The 11,764-nt window shown below is 62.8% G+C and carries 8 protein-coding genes; 3 read left to right on the top strand and 5 right to left on the bottom strand.

All coding sequences use genetic code 11. From position 1 onward, the window contains the following. Positions 1-49: 49 nt before the first annotated feature. On the bottom strand, positions 50-2,098 hold the full coding sequence (locus J3R84_RS02315; protein ID WP_025426082.1) for an NADH:flavin oxidoreductase: 2,049 nt from the start codon (positions 2,096-2,098) through the stop codon (positions 50-52). Positions 2,099-2,193: 95 nt separating this feature from the next. Then, entirely contained in the window at positions 2,194-3,744 is a 1,551-nt protein-coding gene (locus J3R84_RS02310; RefSeq protein WP_025426081.1) for a trimethylamine methyltransferase family protein, read from the bottom strand. Positions 3,745-3,834: 90 nt separating this feature from the next. Between J3R84_RS02310 and J3R84_RS02305 the strand changes: the two genes are divergently transcribed. Beyond that, positions 3,835-4,767: a LysR substrate-binding domain-containing protein gene (locus tag J3R84_RS02305; RefSeq protein WP_203527647.1), complete on the top strand. Its 933-nt coding sequence runs from the start codon at positions 3,835-3,837 to the stop codon at positions 4,765-4,767. Between the two features lie 21 nt (positions 4,768-4,788). Here J3R84_RS02305 and J3R84_RS02300 read toward each other — a convergent pair whose 3' ends face one another. After that, positions 4,789-6,135, bottom strand: a complete 1,347-nt coding sequence (locus tag J3R84_RS02300) for a putative bifunctional diguanylate cyclase/phosphodiesterase (RefSeq protein WP_225906253.1) — start codon at positions 6,133-6,135, stop codon at positions 4,789-4,791. Between the two features lie 265 nt (positions 6,136-6,400). Continuing rightward, positions 6,401-8,125: a response regulator gene (locus J3R84_RS02295; RefSeq protein ID WP_025426078.1), complete on the bottom strand. Its 1,725-nt coding sequence runs from the start codon at positions 8,123-8,125 to the stop codon at positions 6,401-6,403. 308 nt (positions 8,126-8,433) lie between these two features. On the opposite strand from J3R84_RS02295, the gene mutL reads away from it, so the two are divergent. Both mutL and J3R84_RS02285 read left to right on the top strand, forming a co-directional pair. Next, positions 8,434-10,242, top strand: a complete 1,809-nt coding sequence (gene mutL / locus J3R84_RS02290; RefSeq protein WP_025426077.1) for a DNA mismatch repair endonuclease MutL — start codon at positions 8,434-8,436, stop codon at positions 10,240-10,242. 97 nt (positions 10,243-10,339) lie between these two features. Next, complete coding sequence (locus J3R84_RS02285) at positions 10,340-10,573, top strand: DUF2093 domain-containing protein (RefSeq protein ID WP_025426076.1); 234 nt, start codon at positions 10,340-10,342, stop codon at positions 10,571-10,573. Positions 10,574-10,643: 70 nt separating this feature from the next. Here the strand turns inward: J3R84_RS02285 and lpxK are convergent, their stop codons facing one another. Beyond that, the gene (gene lpxK, locus J3R84_RS02280) at positions 10,644-11,684 is read right to left on the bottom strand and encodes a tetraacyldisaccharide 4'-kinase (RefSeq protein ID WP_025426075.1); all 1,041 of its coding nucleotides are present in this window, start codon (positions 11,682-11,684) and stop codon (positions 10,644-10,646) included. Between the last annotated feature and the right edge of the window lie 80 nt (positions 11,685-11,764).

Here is an 11,764-nt window from a genome sequence, read left to right as displayed (position 1 = left end):
TTAGACGACCAGAAGATGGAGCGGCGGTGCTTTCACCGCCGCTCGTTTTTCAGAAAAGCACGCCGTAGCGCAGCGCATCATAGATGCCGGCATGGATGTTGCGGCTGGCGACGGCATCGCCGATGCGGAACATGTCGAAGCCGGCGCCCGGGTTGCGCAGTGGGATCGGGTTTTCGCCGCGAAGCAGCGCCTTGTAGTCGACGGCGCCCAGATTGCGAGAAATCGGCTTCAATTCGCGGTAGAGATCGTCCATCGGCACGGTGCCGTGCTCGACCACCACCTGCGCCACCCGGCGTTCGCTCGATGCCGTGTCAGAAAAATCGGAACCGAGCGTCGCCACCAGCCCATTGCCTTCCCGCCGAACCGACCGGAGGCGGGTGTTGATCGTCACACGCACATTGTGATCTGCAAACGCCCTGGCGTAAGGCACATGGTTCATGCCGCCGACTTCGGGCGCGAACATGCGCTCGGGCGAGATGATCTCGAGCTCGACGCCAGCGCGCGCAATCAATTCGGCCGCAGTCATGCCGCTATGGGCGCCGTTGTCGTCATAGAGCAGCACGGGTCCCTCCGGCTTCACCGCACCGGCGATGATATCCCAGCTTGAGACAACCAGTTCGTCCCCCGCCTCCAGAGCCGGGTTTTGGGCGATGCCGCCGGTAGCAACGACGACAAGATCGGGCGACCGCTCCAGAACATCGTCGACGCCGGCAAAGACGTTGTAGTGGATCGGCACGCCAAGCCTCTCCAGCTCCGACAGCCGCCAGTCGACGATGCCGATCAGTTCCTTGCGCCGCGGATTGCGCTGGGCAAGCAGAATCTGCCCGCCCGCCTCGCCGGTAGCCTCGATGATCTCGACCACATGGCCGCGCTCGGCAAGCACACGCGCCGCCTCAAGGCCGGCCGGACCGGCACCGACGACGACGGCCTTTCGCTTCGGCCCTTCGCTTCTGGAGATGACGTGTGGCACGATCGCCTCGCGCCCAGTCGCCGCATTGTGAATGCAGAGTGCGCCGCCACCCTCGTAGATACGATCGAGACAGTAGGTCGCGCCGACGCAGGGGCGTATCTGGGCTTCCCGGCCCTCTTCGATTTTCCGGACGATATGCGGGTCGGCGATATGGGCACGGGTCATGCCGACCATGTCGAGTTTGCCCTCGGCTATCGCGTGGCGTGCGGTGGCGACATCGGCGATGCGGGCCGCATGGAAAACCGGAAATTTGGTCGCCGCCCTGATTTCGCCGGCAAAATCGAGATGCGGCGAGGCGGCCATGCCCTGGATCGGGATGACCTTGGTCAACGGCGCATCATGGTCGATGTGTCCGCGGATGATGTTGAGGAAATCGACCTTGCCGGAGTTTGCCAGGCGGCGGGCGATCTCGATGCCTTCTTCCTTCGAAAGCCCCTTCTCCCAATCCTCGTCTGCCACCATGCGCATGCCGACGATGAAATCCGGCCCGACGGACTTGCGGATGGCGTCGAGCACCATGTGGGTAAAGCGCAGGCGGTTGTCGAGCGAGCCGCCGAAGTCGTCGTCGCGCTGGTTGGTGGCAGGCGACCAGAAGCCGTCCATCAGATGGCCGTAGGCCTCAAGCTCTATACCATCAAGGCCGGCGGCCTGCATGCGGGCGGCGGCTGTCGCATAGTCGCCGACGATGCGCTCGATATCCCAGTCTTCGATCTCCTTTGGAAACGACCGATGCGCGGCCTCGCGCACCGGCGAGGCTGAGAGAACCGGCAGCCAGTCGCCCTTGTTCCAGCCGGTGCGGCGGCCGAGATGGGTGAGCTGGATCATCACCGCGGTGTCGTGCTCATGACAGTCGTCGGCGATCTTCTTCAGCCAGGGCACGATCTCGTCGGAATAGGCGTGGAGATTGCCGAAGGCAGGCGGAGAATCCTCCGAAACGATGGCGGAACCCGCCGTCATGGTCAGCGCCATGCCGCCCTTGGCCTTCTCAAGATGATAGAGGCGGTAGCGATCCTTCGGCATGCCGTCTTCGGAATAGGCCGGCTCATGGGACGTCGACATGATCCGGTTCTTGAGCGTCAGATGCTTGAGGCGGTAAGGCTGGAGCAGTGGGTCTTTCGGCAGCGTCATTTCTGTTCCCTTGAGCACCGCCTGTCCGCTGAGCTGGACCGGTGGCACGGCATCATTCTTGTTATGCGCATTCTCAAAGAAGGCTCGGCGTCGGCTCAGTACCAGGCGTCCGCCATGCCGTTCTTGCGGCGAGAAACATAGTCCGTCAAAGCGTCGTCGATCACCACGTCCAGCGGCGGCGCTTCGTATTCGGCCAGCGTCTTCTTCCAACTCCTGTTGGCGCGCGCCGCCATGTCGGTTCCGCCCTCCTCTGTCCATTTTTCAAAAGGCTCGTTGTCGGACAGGGCCGAATCCCAGAAGGCGGTCTGGTAATTGCGCATGGTGTGATCGCATCCGAGGAAATGGCTGCCTGGCCCAACCTGCAGAAAGGCGTCCATGGCCAGCGTGTTGTCATCGACGACAACGCCGGCGAGGTAGGAATGCAGCGCGCCGCAGAAATCCGTGTCCATGACGAACTTTTCGTAGGACATCGCGAGCAGCCCATCGACGAAGCCGGCCGAGTGCAGGATGAAATTGGCGCCGCAATGCACCGCCGACAGCATCGACATGACGCCCTCCTGCATCGCTTGCGCGTCTGGCAGCTTGGAATTGGAAAAATTGCCGGCGCAGCGCAGCGGCAGGCCGAGGCGCCGTGCCAGTTGGCCGATCACCATGCTGCCGATCGCCGGCTCCGGCGTGCCGAAGGTCGGCGACCCCGAACGCAGCGACATGGACGACAGGAAGTTGCCGAAGATAACAGGCGCGCCCTTGCGCTCCAGCTGGGTCAAGGCGCAGCCGGCCAGCGTCTCGGCATAGGATTGCGCGATCGCTCCGGCATTGGTGACCGGACCCATGGCGCCGCCGAGAATGAAGGGCACGATGACAGCCGCCTGGTTTGCCCGCGCATAGGCGCGCAATGACTTCGTCATCGTTCCGTCCCAGACGAGCGGTGAATTGACGTTGACGTTGCCAAGAATGACGCAGTTGGCGTCGACGAAATCGTGCCCGAAGACAATGCGCGCCATCTCGATCGAGTCTTCGGCGCGATCCTCGGCGGTGATCGAGCCCATGAAGGCTCGGTCGGAATATTTGATGTGGCAATAGACCATGTCGAGATGGCGCTTGTTCACCGGAACATCGACCGGCTCACAGATGGTGCCGCCGGAATGGTGCAGCCAGGGGCTCGACTGCGCCAGCTTTATCAGATTGCGGAAGTCTTCGATCGTGCCGTAACGCCGGCCGTTGTCGAGATCGGTGACGAAAGGAGAGCCGTAGGCTGGCGAGAACACGACATTGTTGCCGCCGATTTCGACGCTGCGGACGGGGTTGCGGGCATGCTGGGTAAACTGGCGCGGCGCCGAGCGCACGATCTCCTTCAGCATGCCGGGCTCGAACGTCACCCGCACGCCGTCCAGCTTGGCGCCAGCGCGTTTCCAATGATCAAGGGATGCCGGGTCATCGCGAAACTCGATGCCGACTTCGGCAAGAATACGGTCGGCGACCTTCTCGATTCGGAGCAGGTTTTCTTCGCTCAGGATATCGTAGGTCGGAATATTGCGGACGATGTAGGGGACGCCAAGGCTCTTGGCGCTGACACCGCCGCGTTGCGGCCTTGATCCTCGTGTCCGTCTCGGTGCTTCGCCCGCTTCCACAGCCACCATTTCCATCGCCGTCCTCCCATCATTTGAGGTGATGGTATTGACGAAAAATCACGTTGTAACGCTGGAAAAAATTGAGCCATGCGATAAGCCTAAGTTATGGAAAATCTACGCCGCCTGCTCCCGTCTGCAACCAGCCTCATCGTGTTCGAGGCTGCCGGCCGTCATCAGAATTTCACCCGAGCCGCCAACGAGCTCGGCATGACGCAGGCGGCCGTCTCCTACGCCATTCGCGGGCTGGAAGAGCAGCTGGGTGTACCGCTCTTCCACCGCGTGCATCGCGCCGTCGAATTGACGGAGGCTGGTGAGAAATTCCACGCCGACGTATCCGTCGGTCTGTCACGGATCCAGAAGTCGGCGGAAGACATTCGCTCCAAGGGGCGCGAGACTAATGTGACGCTTGCGGCATCGACCGCTTTTGCCTCGATGTGGATGCTGCCGCGCCTCAACCGCATGCGCGAGGATCTGCCGGAGATCGATCTGAGGATCCAGACGAGCGTGCGCGATCTCGACCTCGACGAGGAGCCGATCCCGCTCGGCATCCGCGGCGGCGATCCGAGCCATTGGCCGCGCTACCATGCAGCACTTCTGGCCGAGGAAGTCGTCAATGCGGTGGCGACGCCCGCCTATATCGAGCAGCATGGACTGCCAAGCAAACCTGCCGATTTGCTGCGCCACAACCTCATTCATCTGGAAGAACCGGTCCGGCGCGCCTGCGACTGGACCGAATGGTTCGCCAGCGCCGGCCTTCCCTACCCGCCTCAGGCGCGTCGTCTCGCCATCAACGACTATGTCCTGGTGATCCAGGCGGTGCTACCAGGCGAAGGGGTGGCGCTTGGCTGGGAGCACCTGACCGATCCGCAGGTTCGCTCCGGTGCACTGGTGCCGGTCTGCGGTCACGTGCTGAAGACCGGACTGGCGTTTTACGTCGTCTGGCCGCGCTCACGCGAGCTGAACAGTCAGGCGCGACGGGTCAGGGATTGGCTGCTGGCGGAAGGTACGCGAAACCGGGCCGAGAGCGCCAAGGACTGAAACCCACTATTGCGGCAGGGTCTAAAGCTGAGCTGCAACGCCGCGATAGCGGTCCGAGAGGTAGCGCATCGTCGCGACAGCGTCGGCCGGCTTGCCGTAGAAGTAGCCCTGGCCCATGCCGCAGCCGAGCGCCTTCAGCTTCAACGCTTCGGAAAAATCCTCGATGCCTTCGGCGACGACCTCAAGTTCCAGGCCTTCGCACATCGACACGATCGCCTTGATGATATGCTCGGAGGCCCGGTCGGCGGAAATCCGCGACACGAAGGCACGGTCGATCTTGACCTTGTCGAAGGAGAAGTCGCGAAGGCGCCCAAGGCTCGACTGACCCGTGCCGAAATCGTCGAGCGAGACGCGCACGCCGGCTGCCCGAAGCTCAGTCACGATCTTCTGGGCAGTCTCCGCGTCAGCCATGACGGCCGTCTCGGTGATCTCCAGTTCCAACCGTCGCGGGTCGAGACCGATCTGGTTGATGATCGTCAGGAGACGCGTGCTGGTCGCCGGGTCCATCAACTGTGCCGACGACAGGTTGAACGACAGGAACAGCTCCTTCGGCCAGGCGAGTGCCGCATGGGCGGCCTTGCGCAACAGCGTCTCGGCCAGCGATTCGATGAAGCCGCGCTCTTCTGCCAAAGGTACGAACACGGCTGGAGAGACATAGCCGAGGTCGGCGTCGCACCATCTGGCCAGGGCTTCGAAACCGACGACCGCGTCGTTGCGCAGATCGACGATCGGCTGGAAGTGCACGTCGACCTCGTTGGCGATGATCGCGTTGCGCAGCGCCTGTTCGAGCTGCGTCGCGCGCTTCATCTCTTGGGCGATTTCCTGGGAATAGACGGTGATCTGGCCGCGGCCGCGGCGCTTGGAACGATAAAGCGCCGTATCGGCGCTCTTCAGCAGGTCTTCAAAGACCTCGCCGGCAAAAGGATAGACGGCAAAGCCGAACGAAGCGGAAAGGCGGACGTTGCGATCGCCGAGATCGAAGGGCGCCGACAGCACCTCTTTCAACATCTGCCCGACTTTCTCCGCACCCTTGCGCTCGAAGACGAGCGGCAGGACGAAAGCGAATTCGTCGTTCTCGGAGCGAATGATTGTCGCGCCTTCAGGTGCACAGGCTTGCAGCCGATGGGCAACCTGGCAGAGGATCTCGTCGCCGGCTCGCGGGCCGAACAGATCGTTGATCGGTTTGAACCCATCGATATTGGCAAGACCGATGGTAAAGGGAGCGGGATCGCTGGCGCGCTCTTCAGCCAGATCGCAAACGGTCTTGCGGAGTTGGCGCGCGTTGCCGAGCCCGGTCAACAGATCGACCGAGCCGCCGATAGCCGGAGCCTCCCTGCCGATGCGATGATAGGGAGTTTCGCCCGACATCATCGGCCAAGCCCCTGGATCTCAAAAGAACCCGCCCGTCCGTGCCGGTCGGCCGACAAGGCAAGCCGGTCCGCGAAGCGGCGGTGCGCTTCCGGCGAAGTTCCGACGTTGACGGCTGTGGGGCTGCGATGCATTCCGGAGGGGCTCTACACTTTTTGGCAATACGGTGCAGAAGATCGCAATCGGGGGTTAACAATCCGATATCGCCTCGCTCCAAGATCTGCCATCGACATCCCCAATTCTAGCGAGTTGACACGAATTCCGTTCAACCTGCCGTTCGCATGGCCATTACCGGCATGAATTTTCGCAGCACGGCCTCGATCATGTCGGGGCTAACCGGCTTCATGATGTGATCATCCATGCCCGACCTCTTGCACTGCTCCAGATCGATATCGAGGGCCTGAGCGGTCACGGCGATGATTGGCGTTCTGTCGTTTCTCGCCTTTTCCGCTGTTCGAATGGCAACGGTCGCATCGAAGCCGTTCATGACAGGCATGGACACATCCATGAGGACCAGTGCCGGCTGAAGCTCATGCCAGAGTTCGACGGCCTCGCGACCGTTGGCAGCAATGCGATGGGAGACGCCGAGCCCTTCCAGGATCTGCGTGAAGACGAACTGGTTGATCTGGTTGTCTTCGGCAACGAGGACGTCGACCTGTGAAACCGGCACGGACGCTGTGCCCTCGTCCTCAAACGAGATCGACCAGTCCGATTGTAGGAGCGGCGAGGCCTGCGGGCGCTCGGCACAAACACGGAAAACCTCGGTCAGAACAGCGGCAGCATCCTGATCGGATTCGACGGTAACGACCGGGCAATTGCGCCAGGCCCCCGGAATATGCTGCCCATCCGGAAAAGCACCATCCAGCAGCAGAATGTCGAGCTTCACGCCGGCGCTTTCGGCGGCCATGCCGAAGGCGGTCAACTCATCGAGGTTGCGCACCGCACAGGCTTCAAGGCCCGAGCCGCGCAGACGCGCAACCAGCCGATCTTCCGTCAGCCGATCGGCAGAGGCAAGCAGAACGCGCAAACCGCGCGCCGGAAGGGTCTCGATCATCGAGCCCGCCTCGACCAGTTGCTGTACGTTCAGCGCGCGGAACGGATCGTAGAAATTCTGGGCCGGCGCAAAAATGCTGTAGTCGTTGATCTGGAGACCGCCGGAGGGAGCGGAACCATCCTCGGAGCCATTGTACCAGCCGGCGATATCCGTCACGTCGCTCATGCAGGTCACGACGAAATGGCGGCCTGGCATGCCAACGCGATACTTGCGGGTGAGAACCCAGAGGTCGCTGCCATCAGCGCGGACAATATGTTCCGCTTCCGAATGCGGCTTGCCGGTTTCAAGCACGCGCCGATCGGAGTGCTCGAAACGTTCGGCAAGTTCGCTGTCGACGAGATCCCAGGCCGAACGACCGAGGATCGCGTCCTGCGAGAGATCGTGAATTAGGCAGAACGCCTTGTTGACCGCGATGTAGTTGAGGTTGCGATCCTTGACGCAGATCGGATTGGGCTGGACATCCAGGATCTCTTCGGTCAGTTCGACCCGCTCGAGGTCCGTCTGCAACTGCTCGTCACGCTTCCTCTGGTCGGAGACATCGGTGATCGAAAGGATGCCGATACCGTTGGAAAGACGACGCTTGCGCATGGAAACCCAGCGCGTGCGGCCGGCGCGCTCGACATTCTCGTAGCGCTCGCGCCAGTGCAGCGCCATATGCTCGGCAATCCAGTCTTCGCGGTTCGTCCGACGACGGCTGTTTTCGGGAACTGTGCCGGGGCGAACTCCGGTGTCGTAGACGGCGCCGAGGAAATCGCGCAATCGCGTTCCCGGCAACAGCATCTCGGAGGGAACGGGGAAGTACTGCAGCATGGTGCGGCTGGCAAAGAGGATGGTGTCGTCCCGGCCGCAGACAACCATCGCTGAGCCGAGCGCATCGCAGCTCGACTCAAGAATGATCCTGTTGATGTCCGCGCCGTTCGGCGCCCCATCGTTCATTGCGCTGTCCTCACTCGCCCCCTGCGGCGGTTTCATTTCGGGACATGCTGGGATGGCCTTGGAAGGCGTCTCTTCGAGCGGGGGTGACACGACGTCCAGCAACGCCGCGGTGCTCCAAAGACAAAACCCGTGATCATTCAGGTTGTTGTGGAAAATCGCAGCAGAATATTAAGGGGCAATTAAATCTCCGTCTCATTTTTTGGTGCACCAATGGGTTGCACAACCAAAGCCCAATAATAGAAGGCACGAGGCGGGGACAGAGCTGTATTTCCACTTCCGTTCCGTCGCCGAATCCGGGAAAATAGAGCATGGCCATCAAGCAGCTCTCCGAGACCCTCATCAATCAGATCGCCGCCGGCGAAGTCATCGAACGCCCGGCCAGTGCCGCCAAGGAACTGATCGAAAACGCGCTCGATGCCGGTGCGACCCGGATCGAAATCGCCACCGCCGGTGGCGGCAAGACGTTGCTGCGCGTCACCGACAACGGCGCGGGCATGCAGCCGGCCGATCTGGAGCTGGCGGTCAGGCGGCACTGCACGTCGAAGCTCGACGACAACCTGTTCGATATCCGCACACTCGGCTTTCGCGGCGAGGCTCTGCCGTCGATCGGATCGGTCTCCCGGCTTTCGATCACCACTCGAACGGCAGGCGCTAGCGAGGGTGCCGTCATTTCCATTGCCGGCGGCAGGACGGACCCCGTCCGCCCGTCGCCCGCCAATACCGGCACGGTCGTCGAAGTCCGCGACCTGTTCTTTGCGACCCCCGCCCGGCTCAAATTCATGAAGTCGGAAAAGGCCGAGGCCTCGGCGATCTCGGATGTGGTGCGTCGCATGGCGATCGCCTTTCCGAAGGTGCGTTTCGTGCTGTCGGGATCTGACCGGACGACGCTGGAGTTTCCGGCGACGGGCGACGACCGGCTCGCCCGCATGGCGCAGGTGCTCGGCAAGGATTTCCGCGACAACGCCATCGAGATCGATGCCGAGCGCGAGGACATTCAGCTGACCGGCTTTGCCGGGGTGCCGACCTACAACCGCGGCAACTCGCTGCAGCAATATGTTTTCGTCAACGGCCGTCCGGTTCAGGACAAGCAACTGCTTTCCGCCATTCGGGCAGCCTATTCCGAAACGATCCCGCATGGCCGCTATCCCGTGGCGGTGCTGTCGATCGCGCTCGACCCGGCACTCGTCGACGTCAACGTGCATCCGGCGAAATCGGATGTTCGCTTCCGCGATCCGGGCCTCATCCGCGGGTTGATCATCGGTGCCATCCGCGAGGCCCTGGCCCGCGAGGGTGACCGGGCATCGACGACCGGAGCGAGCGGAATGATGCAGGCGTTCCGCGCCGAGCAGTTCCGGCCGCGTCAGCCCTGGAGCGCGGAAACCTCGCCCTACCGGCCGACGCATTTCGAGACCATCGTGCGCGGCCTGTCCGAGACGCCGCAGGCAAGCTTTTCTGCCTTCTCCGCACCCTCGGCCCGCACGGCGTCGCCTTTGGCAGAGCCTGACCGGACCGTTGCGGACGCGCTGGCGCCGCAATCGTTTCCACTCGGCGCCGTGCGCGCCCAGCTTCACGAAAACTATATCGTCGCGCAGACGCAGGACGGCCTTGTCATCGTCGACCAGCACGCCGCCCACGAACGTCTCGTCTTCGAAACCATGCGAACGGCGCTGCATTCGAAGCCTGTCGCCGCCCAGGCGCTGCTGATCCCGGAAATCGTCGATCTTTCCGAAGACGATTGCGACCGGCTGATGACGCATGCGGAAGAACTGGGTCGCCTCGGCCTCGGCATCGAGCGCTTCGGACCTGGCGCCATCGCAGTGCGGGAAACGCCGGCCATGCTGGGCGAGATGGATGCCGCCGGCCTCGTGCGCCAGCTCGCCGACGAGATTGCCGAATGGGACACGGCCAACGGGCTCGCCAGCCGGCTTGAATATCTCGCCGCGACCATGGCCTGCCATGGATCCGTCCGCTCCGGCCGCCGCATGCGGACTGAGGAAATGAACGCACTGTTGCGCCAGATGGAAGCAACGCCGGGCTCTGGCCAATGCAATCACGGCCGGCCGACCTATATCGAGCTGAAGCTCTCCGACATCGAGCGACTGTTCGGCAGGAGCTGATGCCGGGAGCGGTCCGGCGCGGCGAAATGCACTGGCATTTTACCGGGCGTCGGGCTAGATCAGACAGCAGACCACGAAGACGGAACAGGCCCAGAAAATGATGAACCGGTTTGAAGGAAGCGCCTCGCGCGAAGCGAAGGTCCGTTATCTCGACGGCGACTTTCAGATCGTCCTTGCTGGCTCGCATGTCATCTGCGCGATGACGGGCAAGACCATTCCCGTGGACGAACTGCGCTACTGGAGCGTTGCCCGTCAGCAGCCCTATGTCGACGCGGAAGCCTCGCTCGAAGCGGAAAAGCGCGCAGGCGCCCTGCCGAACCAGCGCCGCTAACGTTTTCCGTCAGGAGGGCCTTCCCATGGCTCCGCTGGCGACAAAAACGCTCTAACGGCCAAATCCAGCCTTACTTCTGTTCCGCTTCCCGCAGCTTGCGGGTGCGCGCGGCCGACAGCGCGGTTGTCACGATCTTTGCCGGTGCCGACGGATCGTCGAAGTGCACGTCGATTTCGATCACCCGGCTTGCCCGAGCCAGTTCCGCTGCCCGGCCGTGGCCGGGCTCCAGGCGAACCATGTCCTTGGCCGTGGTCACGAGCGTGCAGCCGAGTGCTGCGGCCCGGTCGAGAAGGTCCGATATCTCGTCCTCTGAGAAATGATGATGGTCGGGGAAGCTGCGGGTTTCCTCGATGACGGCGCCGGTTTCCCGTACGGTGCGATAGAATTTTTCCGGGTCGGCGATACCGGCCCAGGCCAACACTCTCACGCCGTTCAGCGAGCCGTCGTCGAGCCGCACGACCTCCGCCTGGTAGACCTGCTTGCCGGCCCGGGCGGCGCGACGGATCAAGGCATCCGCCTCGGCGCCGTTGCCGATCTTCAACAGCGCGGTCGCATGGCGCAACTGATTGGAAATCGGCGCGCGCACCGGGCCTGACGGCACGAGGTAACCGTTGCCGATGCCGCGGCGGGAATCGATGACGAGCAGCGCAAAATCGAAGGCCAGCCGCGCGCTCTGGAAACCATCGTCCATGATGATGATATCGACGCCTTCGGCCACCAGCCGGCGGGCACCATCGACGCGGCGACGGCACACAACCGTCAGCGCCTCGCGCGCCAGCAACAACGGCTCGTCGCCAACATCGCGTGCCCTGTGGTGTTCAGGCTCGACGATCGTCGTCACATCAAGCGAACCGCCATAGCCGCGGCTGAGGAAACCCGGCTTCAGGCCTTTGGCCCTGACGGCGCGCGCAAGCGCGATCGCCGTCGGCGTCTTGCCGGCGCCGCCGACCGTGAAATTGCCGATGCAGATGATCGGGACCGGAACGGACGCTCGGCGAGCGCGGTCCATGCGCAGGCCGGCGATACGTCCATAGATCCAGGAAAACGGCCACAAAGCCCGCGCACGCCAATCCGCCTTTGTCCACCAGAACGGCGGCGCTTCCGATACCATCTTTGTTTCCGTGGCCCCGTCTGGTCCTTCCGGGAAGGACGATGCACATCTTGGCTGCCGCTGGCCAAAACCGGCGACGG

The organism is Ensifer canadensis (genome assembly GCF_017488845.2).
Classification (GTDB): domain Bacteria; phylum Pseudomonadota; class Alphaproteobacteria; order Rhizobiales; family Rhizobiaceae; genus Ensifer; species Ensifer canadensis.
This window is presented reverse-complemented; position numbering and strand designations above follow the sequence as displayed.

What these genes read in the sequence shown, in the direction of transcription:
- J3R84_RS02315 (WP_025426082.1), bottom strand. Translation starts at nt 2,098, where the DNA reads ATGACGCTGCCGAAAGACCCACTGCTCCAGCCTTACCGCCTCAAGCAT.
- J3R84_RS02310 (WP_025426081.1), bottom strand. Translation starts at nt 3,744, where the DNA reads ATGGAAATGGTGGCTGTGGAAGCGGGCGAAGCACCGAGACGGACACGA.
- J3R84_RS02305 (WP_203527647.1), top strand. Translation starts at nt 3,835, where the DNA reads ATGGAAAATCTACGCCGCCTGCTCCCGTCTGCAACCAGCCTCATCGTG.
- J3R84_RS02300 (WP_225906253.1), bottom strand. Translation starts at nt 6,135, where the DNA reads ATGTCGGGCGAAACTCCCTATCATCGCATCGGCAGGGAGGCTCCGGCT.
- J3R84_RS02295 (WP_025426078.1), bottom strand. Translation starts at nt 8,125, where the DNA reads ATGAACGATGGGGCGCCGAACGGCGCGGACATCAACAGGATCATTCTT.
- mutL (WP_025426077.1), top strand. Translation starts at nt 8,434, where the DNA reads ATGGCCATCAAGCAGCTCTCCGAGACCCTCATCAATCAGATCGCCGCC.
- J3R84_RS02285 (WP_025426076.1), top strand. Translation starts at nt 10,340, where the DNA reads ATGATGAACCGGTTTGAAGGAAGCGCCTCGCGCGAAGCGAAGGTCCGT.
- lpxK (WP_025426075.1), bottom strand. Translation starts at nt 11,684, where the DNA reads ATGGTATCGGAAGCGCCGCCGTTCTGGTGGACAAAGGCGGATTGGCGT.